Below are 18,233 nucleotides of genomic sequence, written 5' to 3'. Positions count from 1 at the left end.
CGCGCTAAAGACCGCCTTGAGGTGTTAGCGGTCGGGGTCCTAATCCGCTTCCCTCTGAATCTCTTCGATGAATTCAACGAAAGTGGGTTCATATCTGTAGCTATTGCTTGACCACCACTTACGATAGCCTAGTGATGTGCAGGTGCGTTGAATGAGCATTTGTGTTTGATGCCACTCGTCGGGAGGCAGCTTTTGATGGGTTTTCTGGTAGAACAAAGAAGAGAATTGCCACGTCGCCATCTCCATCATCGTGAAGTAGCGGGCTTTTTGGACGCGATCTAATTGGTCTCCTTCGTTGCCCGCTATAAACAGCTCCGCTAACTCTTTGTTCTGGATAACTTGACTCGCAAATTCGCCATATTGTCTGGTTGCTTCTTGCCTTGCGGCAATCCGCATTCCCAGCGCAGCCTGTTTAATCTGCAAGGCGACATAAAATAGCGTCAGGATTACGCCAATCGACCCTGTAAGCTCAGCGATAGATCCAACGATTTCCCAGTTTATATTCATATAGTTGCGCCTCTCGCGGTGCAAGCTTCCATAAGTGACACACGACCGACGCCAATAGTCGCGCAATTTCGCGCTAACCGAAAGACCGCATTGAGGTGCTAAGGGAAGTTACCTAGTCGACCGGGTGAATGGTAGCAGCCAGCCACAGTGACTACTGAGTGGCTCTGATCAGGCATGCAGTCAACTCTAAACAACCACCAAAGCGTGATTATTATGAAGCCCGGACGTTATCTACGGGACTTTTCTAAAGAATTTACGGCGACACTTTAAACAGAGGAATTTTGGGTTCCTAAGACATATCTTGTTAAACGGTGAACGATGAATACGTGTAACTTCGTGGGACTGGCAGTAAGGACACTTAACCTGATTCATAAGACCTAGCCTACAGGGCCTCGCAGCGCTCAGCAAAGAGGCTTACTACGATAGTTTGACGGCCCACCACGTTTTTTCGGCAGACGTGAAATTGGCGACACTGCCCCCTGATCTCGTCCCTTTTGAGGTGTTAGGCGACTTCTCCAGGGACCGCTTTCGCCTACTTTGCGACATTAGCATTCGCAAATCTTAGGCAGTAAAAAGCCCACCGAAGTGGGCTTAAATATTAGGAGTTCCGTTTAGGCTTACTTGCGGCGCTTCCAGCCAAGCCCAAGTAGACCGAGGCCGAAGAGTGCCAGGGTCGCGGGCGCTGGAACCGCTGTGATGCGAATGGCCTGCACTGTAGGGTTACCTCCGCTAAATGTAGCCAACAGGGTTCCGCTGTCTGCAGAAACATTAGAAAACTTCAAGCCGGTGCGAGGCACGAATCCATTTGTGTAGCGATTCCAGTCATTACCCGCCGAAGCGATGATCGACGTAGAGGTGCCATCAGCAAACAAGCCGTTTACCTTCATGTCTGATAAGTTTCCTTGACCTGCCCAAGCACCGAACGCGTTAAAGATCTCGACGGTGTACCTGAGAGACGAATTTAGCCCGACAATAGACAGCGACATTTCTCCCGTGCCTTTGAAATACCAGGAATTCATCACTTCGGTGGGCACACCCTGTGCATTTGACCAAGCATTGTTGTTGGTATTTCCGTCCCTGTTTTGCACTCCGTCCGCCCTAAGGGTGACAGTTGCATCTAGCTCATTCCCGACAATGTCCTGAATGCCGCCGAAGACAGTGCTACCAGGGGTCTGGCCCATTCGGTTCCAGACGTCAGGATTGCCATCACCGTCAAAATCTACTGTGGAATAGCTGGTCTGTGGCAGTCCACCGTCATTATCGAGTCCGCCGAGAGGACCAATATCAAAATTGATGATGGTGCCTGCGACGATGGGGAGAGCATTAGAACTGCTAGCCCAAGCAGCAACAACGAATATAGCGAGTAGCTTAGTAACTTGATTTATCACGGGTAGGTACCTTAAATGAAGCTTTATAATCATAGACACTTAAATGTTGAGCAGTTTCCGTGCCACCACAGAGAATGCGGGGTCTCCCGCTATCGGGAGCTAACATATTTATTAAAACTGTAAAAAATCCTGACAATAATAACCATGCAATATATAGGGTAAATGATACCTTCTACGCCTGCTTTGAGATGTTCAGAGACATGGCCAGAGACCGCCTTCGCCTAGGGGCCGTTGGGCTAGAATGATGTGAGTGCCTGCTTTCGACTGGGAAGGGATGCTTAAGCACAGTCTGAAATTTTGACCAACAATTAATCCACACATCAAAAGAGGGCGCAGATCATGTACGACTATAACTTAGAGCATATTTGTTCCGCTAAAGTTACCCTTCAGAATCCGCCAGAAGCCATTGGCCCGACACCCGAGGGGTTGCGAGTTAATTTTTACATTACTGGTGGTGAGGTTAACGGGCCGCGTCTTAAAGGGAAATTTCTGCCGGTCGGTGCCGATTGGCTGATAATTCGAAGCGATGGAGTCGGGGTTATGGACATACGCGCAACGATCGAGACCCGCGACGGTGCTTTGATTTACGTGGCATACAACGGATTTATTGACGCCGGTGAAGATGGCTATACGAAATTCATTGAGGGCAACCTCCCTGCGCGGATGCCCATTCGTGGCGCACCCCGTTTTTCAACTGCTCACCCGGACTACTTGTGGCTCAATCGCATACAGTGTGTAAACGTTGGTGAAGTCGACTTGAATAGCTCGGTCGTGGGATACGATCTCTATACTTTTGGCTAAAGATTCTATGGCCGTTGAGCACCAAGAGGACATGATCAGGGACAGATTTACCCTTGCTTCGATGTCTCTTATGAGGTGGAAGCGGAAGTTACCACCCGTCGCATTAGACAAGAGGCTAGCGGCATGGAACGAACCTGATCCTTCATTGATTAGAGCGCCCATTGATGATGCTCTAGCGCCCGGCGTGCGCTTCGTTGATCCATCAATCGATCTGCAAGGGATCGCGGATTTTGAGGCTAACGTACATAAGGTGCGTGCCGGCCTTCGCGGTGCGACTTATTCCAGGACGAGTGGGGTTGATTCTCAGCATGGCTTTCACCGATACCATTGGGCCATCCACCAAGGCGAAGAGCTTGTGCTAGCTGGCTTCGACTTTACCGAAATTGACCAAGATAATCGCGTAGTGGGCGCTATCGGTTTTTTTGGCCCAGTGCCGGAAAAGTAGCCGCAAACATTCAGCATTTAGACTGTTTCGTGCGGCGCTTTCTGGCCGAATGCAGTCGTAAAGATCATGCAATTCTAGGCTGCACAAGTTACCGCACCGAGGTGTTTGGAGACACCGCCAGAGACCGCTTTCGCCTGCGAATTCAAGCGCATCGGAGCACGCCGCAGCTGCTTCTGTTTGAGACCAATTCCCCCAGTCGGAGAGTTCAAACTTGCACAAATGGCCGCTGTAAGGTGGATGGCCACCCAGGGCTTTCGCCTAAGGGCGGCCGCTACGCCGTCGCATTTTGTCTGTGCGTGAGCTTGCGATACCATCTACCCCCGAATTCGTCTTGAGATCTATCGTGATGCGAAACCGCATGAGAATACTGGCTGCTCTCGGGCTGTCCGCATGTTTCGCTTGTACTGGCACCGTGCAGGCTCAAACCAAAACTGATGGAGAAGAGTTGCTTTCCGAAGCTACCTTCAAGGGCCTTACCCTGCGCAATATTGGACCGGCAGTCAGATCCGGACGCGTGGCTGACCTTGCAATTCACCCGCAGGATGAAAGCGTTTGGTACGTAGCGGTGGGTTCCGGTGGTGTATGGAAGACCCGTAATGCGGGCACCACCTTTGAGCCTGTGTTTGATGACGAAGGCTCTTATTCTATCGGCGCGCTGGCGCTGGACCCCGAAAATGGGAATACGGTTTGGGTGGGCACCGGCGAGCATGGCGGTGGCCGTCACTTCGGTTTCGGAGACGGCATCTACAAGTCCACCGATGGCGGAAAAAGCTGGACGAACATGGGTCTTGAGGACTCTGAACACATCGGCAAGATTATCGTTCATCCGCAGCAGCCCGATACGATTTATGTGGCGGCCCAGGGACCCCTGTGGAGTCCCGGCGGCGAGCGCGGCTTTTACAAATCTACTGATGGCGGCCAGACCTGGATCAAGACACTGGGTGACGAGGAATTTACCGGAGTCACGGATATCGTCGTCGATCCTCGCAATCCCGATCGGATTTACGCCGCCACCTGGCAGCATCATCGGACCGTTGCTTCACTTATGGATGGCGGACCCAATTCTGCTATCTACCGCAGTGAGGACGCTGGAGATACATGGCAGAAGCTTGAGAGCGGCCTGCCAGAAGGCAAGATGGGTAAGATTGGACTCGCCGTATCCCCGCAGCAACCCGACATCATTTATGCAGCGATCGAGCTAAACCGACGCAGCGGCGGCATTTGGAAGTCCCTTGATCGTGGGCAGTCTTGGACCCAACAGTCCGAGGTGATTTCTAGTGGTACGGGTCCGCACTACTACGTTGAGTTGTATGCCTCTCCACACCGCTTCGACCACCTCTACCTTATGGATGCATCCATGAAGCAGTCCATGGACGGAGGCAAGGCCTGGGCGCCAGTAAACCGTCAGTACCGCCATGGTGACAACCACGCGCTCGCCTTCAAGCGCAGCGATCCGGATTACCTTTTGCTCGGGACCGACGGCGGTGTCTACGAAAGCTTCGATCAGGCTGAGCACTGGCGTTTCATGCCGAATCTGCCGGTCACGCAGTTTTACAAGCTGGCCGTCGATGACGCCGAGCCCTTCTACAACATCTACAGCGGCACCCAGGACAACGGCACCCAGGGCGGTCCCTCCCGCACGGACAGCGTCAACGGTATCCGTAATGCGGACTGGCGCCTTGTACTGGACTGGGACGGTCACGCACCGGCGACCGAGCCGGGCAATCCGGACATCGTTTATGCCGAGCGGCAGGAGGGCGCGCTTTCGCGTATCGATATCTCTACCGGAGAGGTCATCGATATCCAGCCCCAGCCGGCAGACGGAGAAGACTATGAGCGATTCAACTGGGATGCTCCGATCCATGTGAGCCCCCATGATCCGACGCGGATCTACTTCGCGAGCCAAAGGGTATGGCGCTCCGACAATAGGGGAGATAGCTGGCAAGCTATTTCCGGAGATCTCTCCCGCGACGAAGAGCGCTTTGAACTTCCCATCATGGGAGGCAAGCAAAGCTGGGATTCGTCCTGGGACGTGTTGGCGATGTCCAACTACAACACCATCACCTCATTGGCGGAGTCACCGTTGGTCGACGGGCTGATCTACGCCGGTACCGACGACGGCTTGCTACAGGTAACTCAGGACGGTGGAAGCAACTGGCGCCGCATCGAGGTCAGTCGTATGGGAGTGCCAGAGCGCGCATTCATCAACGACATCAAAGCTGACCTCCACGATCCGGATACCGTCTACGTGTCCCTCGACAACCACAAGTATGGGGACTACACACCTTACCTCGTGAGGAGTACCAACCGTGGGCTTAGCTGGGAGCTGATCAGCGGCGATCTGCCCGAGCGCCATATGGTCTGGCGGATGGTCCAGGATCACGTCCGCCCGGAACTGCTTTTTGCAGCAACCGAGTTCGGTATCTTTTTTACTATCGATGCCGGCAAAAAATGGATTGAGCTTGAGGGCGGCGTACCGACCATCAGCTTTCGCGATCTCGCGATACAGCGTCGGGAGAACGACCTGGTCGGTGCCTCCTTTGGCCGAGGGTTCTTTGTCTTTGACGACTACAGCGTGCTTCGCGAGGTCTCTGAAGAGCGGCTGAAGCAAGAGGGATCGCTGTACTCCACTCGAAAGGCCTGGTGGTACATACCGCGCTCGGACCTTGATTTCGATAGCTTCAAGGGTTCTCAGGGCGACTCCCATTACGTAGCACCCAACCCGGCGTTTGGAGCCACCTTTACCTATCATCTAAGTGACGGACTGAAGACCATGGCGGAAACGCGCCGTGCTGCCGAGGCGTCATTAGAGGCGGCCGGTAAGGACGTCGACTTTCCGGACTGGAACGTTGTCGGCCAGGAGGCGGTACAGAGTCCACCCGCTGTGTTCGTGCTGGTGAAAGACGCCGATGGCAACGTGGTGCGTCGCGTCGAGGGCCCGACAGAAAAGGGATTCCAGCGCATCACTTGGGACCTCCGTTACCCTGCCCCGGAAGCAATCGTTGTGGGTCAAGGCGAATCAGATGAGTCACCGCAAGGCATGATGGCAGCGCCGGGCAGCTATTCGGCCTCGCTCTACAAGCGCATGGACGGACAGGTAAGTCTGCTGGACGGGCCCATCGATTTCGACGTTGAGCGCCTGTATCCGGGCGCACTCTCGGGCGCTCCAGAGACCGAGGTGGCCGCATTTTGGCGAGCCTGGGAAGATGCTTCGCGAGAGGCCTCGGCCCTAAGCCTTCAACTTGCTGGAGCCGTCAAACGCGTCCAAGCCATGTCAGAAGCCCTAGCGCACTCGCGGGCGGATGCAGGGGGACTCGATACGCGCATTCACCAGTTGAAAGAATCATTCCAGGCTCTTGATGCGCAGCTCAACGGCAACCCGGCAAAGCGCGAGGTCGGCGAGAAGACTCGAACCACCGTATCTCAACGCTTGTCCGCTGTAGAGCGAACTATTTACCGCTCGCTCTATGGCCCCACCGAAACCAGTAAGGATGGACTGAAGCTTGCCATCAAGTCCACGGAGTCCATCCGGTCTCGCCTGGAGGACGGGCTTGCGGAGCTTAACGAAGTGGGTGCGGCGGTGGTGGCTGCCGGAGGCCCCTACGTTGAGGGAACTGGCGTCGAGTGAACGCCAGGTCCTTCAGGCACCGCTCTTTACTGGCATCGGCGTCAGCAGCAAAGACGCCTTTGGCTAGGTCACTAGCACTAGCACTGTGCTTCGCGATCGGCGGAGATGCCTATGCCCAGCGAGCCGCCGAGAACGTTGTGCGCTCGGTGTCGGATGCCTTCGGCGCCAGCGTGGGCAACGAACAGATCGGGCTCTACAGTATTACCAACGTGCGCGGCTTCAGCCCCACGGCGGCAGGCAATGTGCGCGTCGACGGGCTGTTCATTGATCGCGCCACCCGCGACTTCAGCAACCGCCTCATCGACGGCTCGACAATCCGCGCCGGGCTGGCCGCTCAGGGATATCCGCTGCCCGCACCCACAGGTATCGTCGACTTTTCTCTGCGCCGCGTCGCGGAAGACCCCACCCACAGCGTAATCATTGAGCGCAGTGCCTACGGCGGTGCGCTCGTGGCCGCCGATTTTCAGGTCCGTGTACGCGATGGTCTGGAAGCAGCTTTTGGCGCTGGATATGAAGAGCGTGAGGTGGGCGATGGCACCAACGATAAGTCCGCGAGCGTGGGCGGCAACATACGCTATGCCCCCAGTGACATCGCTGAGGTTACGGTGTTTGCCGACTACATCGAGGAGCTTGGCAATCAGTTCTCCCAACGCTACCTCACCGGCGGCCCCTGGCTGCCACCCCGTGTGACAACGCGGAAATTTGTCGGTCAGCCCTGGGTCGAGTTCAAAGGACCGCGTTACAACGCCGGCCTCCTGGCCAGCTATCGTCCCGGCAATTGGGAATACCGCCTGGGGGTGTTTCGCTCGAGCCGCGAACGCGACATCCAATCCGCTCAGCTTTACGTCGATGTGCAGCCTGACGGATCGGCACGCCGTCGCTCAGCGCTCGGTCCGCCCACGACACTGGAGTCAGACTCCCTTGAGGCACGCGCGACCCGCTACATACTGGAAGGCAATCGCCAACACAGCCTGACCCTGAATCTGCGCGCTCTGCAGCGAAAGCGCGACTACGGTGGCACCGTCGGTATCGACCTTGGCCCTGCCAACATAGACGTGCCGGTGTTTTTCGAGAGGCCCGAGGTCGAATTCGGGGAGCGCACCCGCGAATCCGTGGAGCAGGTAACCTTGGGGCTCAGCTACGACCTCCAATGGGAGAACGTTGGGCAACTGAACCTCGGAGTGCAGCAAGCCGATTACACCCGCGACGTGCAGTCGCCTGACAGTGAAACAGTCGCCATTGAGGAGAACCCGCTACTGTTTAATTTCACCGCCAATGCGCCTCTGGGCCAGCGCCTCGTTGCCTATGGCGGCATCGTACGCGGCTTCGAGGAAAGCCCCGTAGCACCTTCCACCGCCATCAACCAGAACGAAGCCCCACCGGCGGCGCAGACGCAACAGATCGATGCCGGTCTGCGCGTGGCCCTGGGCAATCTCACGGCTGTCGCCGGCGCCTTCGAGATTGAAAAACCCTTTTTCGGTCTCGACGAAACTCGCTTCTTCGGCGAACAGGGTATGCAGGTTAATCGCGGCGTGGAACTCTCGTTGGCAGGTCCGGTAACCGATGCCCTGCAGCTCGTTGTGGGAACCGTGCTCTACGATGTGGCCCTGAGCGGTGAGGCCGTGGACGCGGGCTTATTAGCCGACAGCCCCGTGGGTGCGATCACCCGATCGACAACGCTCAATCTCGACTACCGGCCCTCCTGGGCGCCCGGCTGGTCCTTCGATCTTGGTCTCACCAGCCGCGGTGAACAAAATGGAGACGCGCAGGGATTAGTCGAAATCGAGCCGCGCACGCTTCTGGATCTTGGCCTGCGCCGTCAGTTTACCCTTGCCTCAAACGATGTGGTGATCCGCGGTCGGCTGACGAATGTGTTCGACGAGTTTGGCTGGGATGCCAGCTCGACGAGCGACTTTCGCTATGTCGCACCGCGGGCATTCTCGCTATCGCTGCGTATGGATATCTAAGCAGCTCATCAAGTTTGCAGCGCTCAAACAGATCGGATGCATAGGGCACCTTGTCGCACTAGAAAAAGCCGCAGAGCTCTTTTGGGCCTACAAAGGCGGGGGACGAATAGATACCGACCGAGGGTCCGCTTTCGCCCAATAAGGTCAAATGTGCCGAAGAAGTAGGGTGCCGATGCGCCGTTATGACTCGAGGCATGACTCAAACACTATTCTCGCTAACGTATGAATTCACTTTAGGTCTATTCTTGGCTGATCCCGACCGCAATGAGATAGACCATGAAATTGCAAGATATAGCGTCACTAGCAGAAATAGTGGGTGGAGTTGCCGTAATCGTTTCACTGGTTTTTGTCGGCGTTCAAGTTAACGATAACACTGCCGCAATTAGGTCTGCCGCTGCAAGTGATGCGACAACGACAATGCAATCTTGGTATATCCAAATGGGGGGCAACCGACAGGCTAGCGACACCTGGTTCAATGCAATGATAAGCCCCGAGCCGCTTCCTCCCCGCGACGAATTTCAGTTTATGATGTCGATGCATGTGGCCATATTGGGAATGCAAAACAGCTATCTTCTAACGAAAGAAGGAACTTTGGACGCTGAGTTTCGAGAGGCTGTTACGACAGCAATTGTGGGTGTGAAACAACTTCCCGGCATGGACCGTTACTGGAGACAGCGACGGGCTTTCTTCCACGCTGAATTCGCTGAATACGTCGATGAACTATTGACGAGAGATACCGCCCCAACTGTCGACATCTACAAGATTCCAGAAGTGGCACCAGACCAGTAACTTAAAGCAGCGCTTCGCGATTGGCATCCAGCCAGAACGAGGGACTATTGTAGGCGGGTCACTGACCGCTATGGGGTGTTACTGGAAGCCAAACACCAGCGCGGTTTCGCCCGGGAGTCACGCAAGGGTACATGCCATGTAGTAGTCTGGCGCCGACACTCATTCTTGGCATAAGTGATATGAACAGCTACTCAACTGTCACACGTATTCTCGGTGAAATTGTAGTTATTGTCTTTGGCATTCTGCTGGCCTTCGCGGCCGACACTTGGATAAATGAGCGTGGGCAGCGCCTTAAAGAGGCTGAGCATCTTTCGGCAGTTCTTTTGGACTTTCAGGCCTCACTGGCTACGTTAAGGCGGGCCATTGATTTCAAGACTCAACAGATTGCGGACTTGCAATTGCTTTTGACCGTTGGCTCCAAAGGGTTGCAGAACGAAAAGCTAGAGCAGGTAGTTGTTCGCGGTGTTTATACAACATCAGACTACGTGCCTAGTCTGAGCGCCCTGCGTGATCTAGAGGCCTCGGGGAGCTTCGCTCTAATATCAGATCCCGTGATTCGTAGAGGTCTCTCTTTACTGAACACGAGACTTGAGGACGCTGAGCGATCGATGAAGGAGTACATCACGTTTCATCAAGCTGATTTAGATCCTTTCATAGCGAAGTCACTGCCAGTAGTCGGTGTTTTATCAAAGATAAGTAATGCGCCAGTAGAAACAATAGGGCTGGAAGACTGGTCTCAACTTGATTCAGATATGGCTCGTGGCTTGCTGGTTTTCAAAATGAGTTTGGCCGCGAACTATGTCCAGGTCTTGGAGCGATTAGCTGATCAGTTCGAAACCCTCATAGAAGATATACAAACCACATCGGACGAACCCGCATTGCGTCGACCAGTTGAAACCGCACCTAATACACGACGGTGAAATCTGAAGCACAGCCCTCGGTAGCGTTCACTTTTTTTGAATCGAACCGAGATAGACTGGATTAAGGCATAAATTGTTGGAAGCTAACGCTTGGCAAAATTCATATTTTTGAAAGATCATTCGTGGTCCGTTTATTCTCTATCTTGACGGTCGCCATATTGATGATCGCTTGTACAAGTAATTCCGAAGTGCGCATGGCCGATGTGCCCAGAACGACACCGGGGGCAGCAGCGAAGTTGGCAGCTGAGGCGAAACGATCCATGGAAGACATGGAAGCTCATCAGCCAGTGCAAGCGACTTTCCCGGCTGCGTATGCCTTTGCGGCAATCCCGGCCAGGTTGGCTTTGGAGCAACAACTATGGCAACAAGCGAGCGAGTTAAAAACACGATCTCCGGATTACATTGCGTGGGAGAACTCCCCACAGGTTGAGGCAATAACCTATTACGCTCGAGGACTTGGAGCAGTCAGAAATAGAGACGTGAAGAGGGCTAAGGAAAACGTAAACGCCCTTGATGTTCTATTTGAAAAAACACTGGCAATTAGTCCCGACTATTGGGCTCCGCTTTTAGATGCGCAACGACAAGTTGTAACTGTCTGGATAAGCTATGAAACTGGGAATGGCGCAATAGCTTTCGTGTGGTAAGAGTGCCGGGCACTGACTTGCTTGACTATTTCGATCGTACGACCGGTTGTGGCCGTAAGCCGGCCCCGGCTCTTGGAGTAATCGTCTCACTAGGATTGGTGATATATGCGATGAAACAGGCTCGCGAACATGCGATGGCCGAGCTTTACCTGGTTCGTTCATCGTCGTTATCTGAGCTAGTGGGTGCGGACTACAGACCTGAAATGGCTGAGCAAGCTGAGGCGCAAATATACAAAGACGTAACTTCCATGACCTATTTCTAAGCAAGAGCGATAGAACGTCGCCTTGAAAGGCGGTTTACCTACGCTGAAGGCTGCACTATCTATACATCAAAGGCCTTAGCTCAGAGGAGGAGTGGTCCGCAAACAAAGCGCACATAAGCGATAGTTTGAAAACACAGTGCGTCATACGCTATTGGTTGTCGACAGAAGGGACGTGGAGAGAAACCTTAGTGACTCAAGGGCCGCATTTGGTCGGTCGCGACGATTAAGTACAAGAGGGTCTTGGCGGCTCGAGTGACCGCTCCGAGGTGTTCAAAGGCATTGCCAGGGAACGGCTTTCGCCTACGAAAAGCCTTTCGCGTGGCCGGCTTCAAACAACTGCTGGTGTCCGAAAACGTGAGGGTTGAAGGGCTTTTTCTCGTCCTTGCTTCCCGATACCAGCACTTCTAACTAGGGCTTGGTTGCATGGCCCAGGATCGCCGTATGCGGAAACACATAGCCTCCTTCAACGGCAAACTTGCTGCAGTTCTCTTTCATGCCCGCCATGATCTTGTCCTGCTTCTCCTGCGGAAAGTCCTTAACGTTCGCCCAGGTCCAGAGACCGTCGATGACCGGGTCAAGCGTGTCGCACTTCCACTCCGTCTTGTGGTTCGTCAGCTCAAATCCTGTCAGGCCAGCGCTCTCCATGAGAGGCAGGAAGGTCTCTTTATCTGTAACTCCGAAGAGAGGACCGTGCGGAAGTGCTTGGGGATCGTGGTGCGCACTTACCGCACGCACAAAACAGCCGATGGAGCTCTGCTCTGGATTGGGTCCCCACACAGCGAAGACGAAGCGACCGCCGGGCTTGAGCACCCGGGCTGCCTCAGCGAACACCTTAGCGGGCTCCGGCAGGTGGTGAACCACGTAGTTGGCGATCACTGCATCGAAGCTATCGTCGTCTTCAGGGATTTTCTCACCGTCAGCGAGTTTGAACGAAAGCCCAGGATTGGCGGCCTTTGCTGCCGCTACCATGCTCTCGGAGAAATCAAGGCCAGTGGCAATCGCACCAGCGTCGGCGAGAGCACGGGTTGAGTTGCCTGGGCCACACCCAACGTCCAAGACCCGACTACCAGACGTCACGTTTGCAGCCTCGATTACTCGAGGCAGCATTTGGCCTGTGAGCATGGAGAAGGTATCTAGATAGGAGTCCGCACAGCGTGACCAGGTCTCGGTCTCGTAATCAATAATGAATTTCTTGTCTGAGTCTTTCATAGTTGGTTCTCAGTCCTAGTGATTGGCGCCAGCCGAGCGGGTAGAGCCGCCCGATTCTCAAGACTGTGCGGGAGTTTGTAAGGACTATAGCATTTGTATGTTGTATTCCCGCCTCTGTTGATTTGCATTCAAAAAGGAGCCAAATACGGCCATTCAGCGCATCAGACCCTGGACCATCTGCGGCCAGTTACTTGCCTGAAACCACTTGGATTTTCTTTGCTCTGGGCAGGTCAATCAACCATGTAAAAGCAGGGGCCGGTCAACTCTCACCGTATCGACAGAGGCCGCAGTAGACCATTAGGTAAGGACGACACTCCCTCTATAAAAGTCAGCAATCGACTAGCATGAGACGAGCGTAGATCTTCGCCTCGTACCCAGCCAGCCAGCCAAAAATAGCCAACCGAACGGCATTAAACTATTGGAGCATTCCCTAATTCGTACGTAGATACGGAATGGTCCCAGCCGAATCGTAGCTATCTAGCACGTGAAATCTGCTAATACTGCCCCGTTGGCGAGCTTCAGCGAAAGGAGCGTATTCGTCGTCCTCAGCAAAGGCATTGAATGCATCAGCAGACGGAAATTCAATCAATGCAATTAGCGTGGTATCCAATGTGTCGCCTTCAACCGTATTGATATTGCTGGTCCGTGTTAGGTATTTGCCACCATGTTTGTGCACTATGTCATGCACGTTCGCAGCGTACTCGGGCACCCAGCTATCATCTATTACTTTTATGTCAGCGATTACGTAGGTCTTCATGTGGCTCATCCTCTCGATGTCTTGAGTGACCAAGATGCCAACTCACTGCTTGGCTGCCTAGTCACAAAACTGTATTCGCGAGTACAGTTACTGTACTAGTCGAGTTAGTGGCGGCGGTGTACGGTGTCTTTGCTTCCGTGTTTGGAGATTCGAATGCCTCAGCCAGGCTATAAGCAGTTTTGCCCTGTGGCCATGGCCGCAGAGATCCTCTGCACCCGTTGGACGATGGTGCTTTTACGGGAATTGCTCGCTGGGTCGAGCCGTTTCAACGACCTGCGACGAGGCGTGCCGAAGATGTCGCCTACACTGCTTGCACAGCGGCTGAGAGACCTCGAGCAAGCGGGGGTCGTCTCGAAGAATCCGGTCAAAACACAGAAGAACGTATTCGAGTACAAATTGACGGATGCTGGCGAAGATCTGCGTCCACTAGTGATCGCGATGGGCACCTGGGGACAGCGGTGGGTCGAGTCTCAGCAATCGCTTCGCAATCTCGATCCATCTTTATTGATGTGGGATATGCGACGAAATCTGAATCCATCGCCTCTGCCTAATCAACGAGTAGTCGTTCAATTCCTGTATGGAGAACTACCCAAATCAAAGCAGGACTGGTGGCTCGTCGTTGAGCCGGATGGAGAGGTCGATCTTTGCTGGTCCGAACCCGGGTTCGAGGTGGACCTGTACATTTCTACTGACTTAAAAACGATGACCGCCATCTGGATGGGCTTGCAAACCGTCCAAGATTCCAGAGATTCAATCAAATTTTCCGGCAGCAAGAACTTGCAGGGTTCGATGCAAACTTGGCTCGGACTCAGCCCATTCGCGGTTGAGAAGAAACGGGTGTCATAAGCGGCACGTTTGGCCTGTTAACTGCCTCCAGGCTCGCGCAATTCTGACATGGGCAAACAGCTAGTCCGACAGTTGCGACTGTATGCAGATCGATCGGACCTCCTTCAGCCGCAGTGCTTTTGATGTATCCCCATCGGCTGTTACGAAGTGTTAGCAAAAGTTCGTTGGAAGTTAGCCGTCGCCTATTTTGCGACATTGGGGCAGGAGAGCGCGATGGAAGTTTTACCCCACCGGAACCGCTCACCAACTTGTCGTTGCGGACACTGATAGACTCGGTTGCGAATACTTTCAGGAGAGAAGCCGTGGCTCGTTTCAATGATGTGATTGCGACAAGAGAGCAATTTCGCTCAATCATGGGCGAGCCCAGTGAACTGGTTACTCGAAAGTCGCTCTCTGCACTAGATCAGCATTGCGGCGTATTCATTGGCAGAGCACCGTTCATGTTAATCGCTTCCGCTGACGCAGATGGCAATACCGACGTGTCACCCAAGGGCGATTCTGTTGGTTTTATCAAAATTCTTGATGAGAAGACACTCGTGATTCCGGACAGGCTGGGAAACAAGAGAGCCGACACAATAGAAAATATCCTGCAAAATCCCAATGTTGGTTTGATATTTATGATTCCGGGCAAGACAGAAACGTTGCGTGTTAGTGGCAAAGCCCAGGTTGTTAGAGATACGGATCTGCTTCACTCAATGGCCGTGAAGGGAAAGAGCCCGGACTTCGCTATTGTCGTTACTGTGGAGGAGGCTTTTTTCCACTGTTCCAAATGTATGATTCGTTCGAAACTGTGGCAGATAGAGCACTGGCCTGATTTGGACGGGCTTCCTCGTCTCGCCCAGACCATGGTTGATGCAGGAAAGCTCGATCTAGCCGAGAGCGAGATGCACGATATTGTCGTGAATGACGAGAGGGAGCGGCTGTACTAGGGTATTCGTTGTACAGATCAGTAGAGAAAGTGTCTACAGAAGAGGCAAGGCAGCAGTTGGAGGTGAAAATCTTTAGCCCAGCTTCGTTAACAAAACACCTTGCGTAGCAGGAAAGGTCGCAAAGCCCATACTGTTCTTAATGCGCCTCTTAACAGACAGGACATTTGATAACGTTAGCTCTTAGACTTTTAAAGTAAGTGCCGCCACAAGATCCACGCTTACTATTACCCGGCTTTCTGCCGACGTTAGTGAGTGGATTTATGGCTTACCCGCAAATCCTAAGCTTCAGTGAGATAGATCATGAGCACATACCCAAGAACGTTCTCCCATATTGGAATATCAGTTCCCGACGTAGTTGAAGCTGCCAAGTTCTATAGCGAGGTCATGGGTTGGTATCACATCATGGAACCCACCGTGATAACCGAGGAGGCTGACACACCCATAGGTCAGATGTGTATTGATGTGTTTGGCAAAGGCTGGGGCTCGTTCAAAATCGCACATATGTCCACAGGCGATAAAATCGGGGTGGAGATGTTCGAGTTCAAGAACAACGAATCCCCCAAGGATTTTGAGTACTGGAAGACCAGTACATTCCATTTTTGCGTTCAGGATCCGGATATCGAAGGGCTTGTCGCCAAAATTGTTGCGCATGGCGGTAAGCAGCGAATGCCGATCCGCGAATACTATCCTGGGGAGAAGCCCTACAAGATGTGCTACGTCGAAGATCCCTTCGGTTTGATCTTCGAGGTCTACTCACATAGTTATGAGCTGACTTACTCTCAGGGCGCCTACTGAGTCCTGCCTAACGCACGCCCGGTGTGTTCTCGCTCTCGGGCTGGACGCTTACTACTACAAGAGTCGCGCGCTTTTTGGGAATGTGAAGGGCTGGGCGTTAATTGCCGGCTGCGCTACGGTAGTGTCGGCGGTGGCTCCAGCACCGGCACTTTAGCGAGTACCGGTTGTTGATGAGCAAGCGGCACAGTCAGGATGATTGCTTGGAATGCTTAATCAAAAGCGACCCGTACGGACGATTTTGGGTGCTTTTGCCGTCAGGCTTGATACCTTTGGTGGCGAATGATTCGCCTTGGTGTGCAACAGAGCAATGTTTGAAATGTCGATTCCAATCAATCTCGTTTTGGGTAGTGGAGGTACTCGTGGTCTTACGCACATAGGTGTCGTGAGAGTGCTGCATGAACAAGGTTTTGAGATTAAGTCGATTACGGGCTGTTCCATGGGCTCCCTGGTGAGCGCACTGCTGGTGGGTGGGGTATTCTGAATCCCTTGCCGATACCGCCAACACGCATGGATGGCAGTGCCATTACCGTCGCTGTCAGTCTTAATGGTCGTGAGATGTTACATCCACTGGGTAATACGCCGCCCTTGCAGCCAGTGTCATGGAATCCACCGGATATACTCATTGATATCCCCTGTAACATTTGCGAATCTCACAAGTTTCACAGGGCGAGTGAACGCATACCCGCCGGCGAATTTTGGGCCCAAAAGGCGCTCGACGAACAACGAGCCCGCTTTAAACTCTAAAACCCCTAACGTCACCAGACCATTAGACAGGATCCTAAATGCAAGAAGCACTGATCACCATGCTGGGTATGCAGAATCGTATGAATACCCGAGTCCATCCGCAGTGGATTACCCAGGACTTTGCTTGGCATCGAGCCATTTGGGTGGAGTGCGCTGAGCTGGTCGATCACCATGGGTACAAATGGTGGAAGCATCAGGAACCTGATATTGAACAAGTGCAGTTAGAGGTTATTGATATCTGGCACTTTGGCATGTCGGCCTATTTCCGCGATGCTATCGACGTTGAGCAGCTCGCAAAGGAGATCATGGCGTTATGGCCGACAGAACCTGAGAAGCTGGGTGTTCTAGAGGCGTCCGAGGCCCTGGCTGCGATAGCGGCGGGGGAACGACGCTTTTGTGTCGCTGTTTTCGCATCCTTGTTAGCGGCGGCATCTCTGGACTTTGCAGGCTTGTATCGTCAATACCTTGGAAAAAACGTACTCAACTTCTTTCGGCAAGATCATGGCTATAAAGACGGCAGCTACCGGAAGCTATGGGACGGGCGTGAGGATAATGAGCACTTGATGGAGCTGCTTGCCGACATAGACACCTCGGCCGCTGATGCCGAGAGCCACCTCTACAGCGCATTGTCTACGCGCTACGCCGCGACTACATAGCGTGTGACTGACACTGACGACAATCGCTTATCGACTTCGGCGCTGGCAAAGCGCCTAAAGCTGCCTATTCAGCAGTTGTTTGTCACGCTGCGTGACTACGGCTGGATTGATCGTCGAGGTAAAAGTTGGGCGCTCACCGGCAAAGGTGAGCTGCAGGGTGGTTCCTATCAGGAGAGTCAGCGTTTTGGGCGTTACATCGTCTGGCCCGAATCTTTAATGGAACATCCGCTACTCATTGCCATCGAGAGTAATCAGCGAATCACCGCTGGAGGTATGCAGCGTTACTATCCACATCTTGGGGTGCGGCAGATCAACCGCAATTTTGCAGAACTAGGCTTGCTTAAGCTCACGCAACGAGGGCTGGAGCTTACAAGTCTGGGAGAGCATTTTGGCGGTCGTCAGGAGCGCGATGATGACAATGGCTTGCTGTTGATTAGCTGGCCCCATGAGATTGTTGATAACGCCGTGATTCATCGTGAGTTGAATCGATTGGTCGGAGATGGGTTTTCCAATGAGGCTCCGGCGCTAACTCGTCCCACCCCGGTACCAAAGACCGACCCGGATACTGCTGCGCCGGATCTTTTTGCGGCAACCGACCATGAGTCAGCGCAAGCGCCTACTGAGCTCGTCCGCAGACGATGTGGTCTGGATGGTCATCCGGTTGATAGCGTGTTGCAGTTAAGAGTCTGCGATTGGCTCTACGAAGCCCAGCTGGCTCACGCGCGGGATCGCAGATTGCCGGTTGAAGAAGCGCTCACGGCTGACTTTTTTGTGCCCGCGTTAGGGCTATATATAGAGTGCTGGGAGCGTGATGTGCCTACGAGCGCGCTGACCCGTCGCTTGCGTACTCGAGAAGTATGTCGTGAGCTGAATCTGCACTACCAAGAGATCGCCGCGGCTGACATAGAGCGTGTCGATGGCCTGTTGACGAAGCGCGTGGCCGCG

Annotated in this window: 17 protein-coding genes; 13 read left to right on the top strand and 4 right to left on the bottom strand. The window is 53.7% G+C overall.

Features of this window, described 5'->3' with window-relative positions:
* Positions 1-39 precede the first annotated feature (39 nt).
* Together ACI9KD_RS13620 and ACI9KD_RS13615 are read right to left on the bottom strand one after the other, a co-directional pair.
* Complete coding sequence (locus ACI9KD_RS13620; RefSeq protein WP_414981724.1) at positions 40-507, bottom strand: hypothetical protein; 468 nt, start codon at positions 505-507, stop codon at positions 40-42.
* 617 nt (positions 508-1,124) lie between these two features.
* Entirely contained in the window at positions 1,125-1,895 is a 771-nt protein-coding gene (locus ACI9KD_RS13615; RefSeq protein ID WP_414981723.1) for a PEP-CTERM sorting domain-containing protein, read from the bottom strand.
* Between the two features lie 339 nt (positions 1,896-2,234).
* On the opposite strand from ACI9KD_RS13615, the gene ACI9KD_RS13610 reads away from it, so the two are divergent.
* The 7 genes from ACI9KD_RS13610 (at position 2,235) to ACI9KD_RS13580 (ending at position 11,089) form a co-directional block, all read left to right on the top strand.
* On the top strand, positions 2,235-2,696 hold the full coding sequence (locus tag ACI9KD_RS13610) for a DUF3237 domain-containing protein (RefSeq protein ID WP_414981722.1): 462 nt from the start codon (positions 2,235-2,237) through the stop codon (positions 2,694-2,696).
* Positions 2,697-2,841: 145 nt separating this feature from the next.
* The gene (locus ACI9KD_RS13605; protein WP_414981721.1) at positions 2,842-3,141 is read left to right on the top strand and encodes a hypothetical protein; all 300 of its coding nucleotides are present in this window, start codon (positions 2,842-2,844) and stop codon (positions 3,139-3,141) included.
* A gap of 358 nt (positions 3,142-3,499) precedes the next feature.
* Positions 3,500-6,769: a glycosyl hydrolase gene (locus ACI9KD_RS13600; RefSeq protein ID WP_414981720.1), complete on the top strand. Its 3,270-nt coding sequence runs from the start codon at positions 3,500-3,502 to the stop codon at positions 6,767-6,769.
* A complete protein-coding gene (locus tag ACI9KD_RS13595) occupies positions 6,766-8,736 on the top strand; it encodes a TonB-dependent receptor (RefSeq protein WP_414981719.1) in 1,971 nt (656 codons plus the stop codon). Before ACI9KD_RS13600 ends, ACI9KD_RS13595 begins: the two co-directional genes overlap by 4 nt.
* 276 nt (positions 8,737-9,012) lie before the next feature.
* Positions 9,013-9,525, top strand: a complete 513-nt coding sequence (locus tag ACI9KD_RS13590; protein ID WP_414981718.1) for a hypothetical protein — start codon at positions 9,013-9,015, stop codon at positions 9,523-9,525.
* A 131-nt stretch (positions 9,526-9,656) separates the two neighbouring features.
* Entirely contained in the window at positions 9,657-10,445 is a 789-nt protein-coding gene (locus ACI9KD_RS13585; RefSeq protein ID WP_414981717.1) for a hypothetical protein, read from the top strand.
* Between the two features lie 122 nt (positions 10,446-10,567).
* Entirely contained in the window at positions 10,568-11,089 is a 522-nt protein-coding gene (locus ACI9KD_RS13580) for a hypothetical protein (RefSeq protein ID WP_414981716.1), read from the top strand.
* Positions 11,090-11,760: 671 nt separating this feature from the next.
* On the opposite strand, the gene ACI9KD_RS13575 is transcribed toward ACI9KD_RS13580, so the two are convergent.
* Positions 11,761-12,561, bottom strand: coding sequence for a class I SAM-dependent methyltransferase (locus tag ACI9KD_RS13575; RefSeq protein WP_414981715.1), 801 nt, complete (start codon positions 12,559-12,561; stop codon positions 11,761-11,763).
* 430 nt (positions 12,562-12,991) lie between these two features.
* Positions 12,992-13,318: a DUF1330 domain-containing protein gene (locus tag ACI9KD_RS13570; RefSeq protein WP_414981714.1), complete on the bottom strand. Its 327-nt coding sequence runs from the start codon at positions 13,316-13,318 to the stop codon at positions 12,992-12,994.
* A gap of 153 nt (positions 13,319-13,471) precedes the next feature.
* Here ACI9KD_RS13570 and ACI9KD_RS13565 point away from each other — a divergent pair, with 153 nt between their 5' ends.
* From ACI9KD_RS13565 to ACI9KD_RS13540, 6 genes are all read left to right on the top strand, one after another.
* Positions 13,472-14,164: a winged helix-turn-helix transcriptional regulator gene (locus ACI9KD_RS13565; RefSeq protein ID WP_414981713.1), complete on the top strand. Its 693-nt coding sequence runs from the start codon at positions 13,472-13,474 to the stop codon at positions 14,162-14,164.
* A 302-nt stretch (positions 14,165-14,466) separates the two neighbouring features.
* Complete coding sequence (locus ACI9KD_RS13560; RefSeq protein ID WP_414981712.1) at positions 14,467-15,093, top strand: MSMEG_1061 family FMN-dependent PPOX-type flavoprotein; 627 nt, start codon at positions 14,467-14,469, stop codon at positions 15,091-15,093.
* 300 nt (positions 15,094-15,393) lie between these two features.
* On the top strand, positions 15,394-15,888 hold the full coding sequence (locus ACI9KD_RS13555) for a lactoylglutathione lyase family protein (protein WP_414981711.1): 495 nt from the start codon (positions 15,394-15,396) through the stop codon (positions 15,886-15,888).
* 316 nt (positions 15,889-16,204) lie between these two features.
* Positions 16,205-16,369 (top strand): patatin-like phospholipase family protein, encoded by a 165-nt coding sequence (locus tag ACI9KD_RS13550; protein WP_414981710.1) that lies wholly within the window; start codon positions 16,205-16,207, stop codon positions 16,367-16,369.
* A gap of 301 nt (positions 16,370-16,670) precedes the next feature.
* Positions 16,671-17,288: a dUTP diphosphatase gene (locus ACI9KD_RS13545; protein WP_414981709.1), complete on the top strand. Its 618-nt coding sequence runs from the start codon at positions 16,671-16,673 to the stop codon at positions 17,286-17,288.
* Between the two features lie 3 nt (positions 17,289-17,291).
* Positions 17,292-18,233, top strand: a 942-nt coding sequence (locus tag ACI9KD_RS13540) for a hypothetical protein (protein WP_414981708.1), incomplete at its 3' end; no start/stop codon positions are given.

The sequence above is a fragment of the Congregibacter sp. genome, assembly GCF_047617445.1.
In the GTDB taxonomy this organism is placed as follows: Bacteria; Pseudomonadota; Gammaproteobacteria; order Pseudomonadales; family Halieaceae; genus Congregibacter.
This window is presented reverse-complemented; position numbering and strand designations above follow the sequence as displayed.

What these genes read in the sequence shown, in the direction of transcription:
- ACI9KD_RS13590 (WP_414981718.1), top strand. Translation starts at nt 9,013, where the DNA reads ATGAAATTGCAAGATATAGCGTCACTAGCAGAAATAGTGGGTGGAGTT.
- ACI9KD_RS13585 (WP_414981717.1), top strand. Translation starts at nt 9,657, where the DNA reads ATGCCATGTAGTAGTCTGGCGCCGACACTCATTCTTGGCATAAGTGAT.
- ACI9KD_RS13575 (WP_414981715.1), bottom strand. Translation starts at nt 12,561, where the DNA reads ATGAAAGACTCAGACAAGAAATTCATTATTGATTACGAGACCGAGACC.
- ACI9KD_RS13555 (WP_414981711.1), top strand. Translation starts at nt 15,394, where the DNA reads ATGAGCACATACCCAAGAACGTTCTCCCATATTGGAATATCAGTTCCC.
- ACI9KD_RS13570 (WP_414981714.1), bottom strand. Translation starts at nt 13,318, where the DNA reads ATGAAGACCTACGTAATCGCTGACATAAAAGTAATAGATGATAGCTGG.
- ACI9KD_RS13610 (WP_414981722.1), top strand. Translation starts at nt 2,235, where the DNA reads ATGTACGACTATAACTTAGAGCATATTTGTTCCGCTAAAGTTACCCTT.
- ACI9KD_RS13545 (WP_414981709.1), top strand. Translation starts at nt 16,671, where the DNA reads ATGCAAGAAGCACTGATCACCATGCTGGGTATGCAGAATCGTATGAAT.
- ACI9KD_RS13550 (WP_414981710.1), top strand. Translation starts at nt 16,205, where the DNA reads ATGTCGATTCCAATCAATCTCGTTTTGGGTAGTGGAGGTACTCGTGGT.
- ACI9KD_RS13565 (WP_414981713.1), top strand. Translation starts at nt 13,472, where the DNA reads ATGCCTCAGCCAGGCTATAAGCAGTTTTGCCCTGTGGCCATGGCCGCA.
- ACI9KD_RS13600 (WP_414981720.1), top strand. Translation starts at nt 3,500, where the DNA reads ATGAGAATACTGGCTGCTCTCGGGCTGTCCGCATGTTTCGCTTGTACT.
- ACI9KD_RS13620 (WP_414981724.1), bottom strand. Translation starts at nt 507, where the DNA reads ATGAATATAAACTGGGAAATCGTTGGATCTATCGCTGAGCTTACAGGG.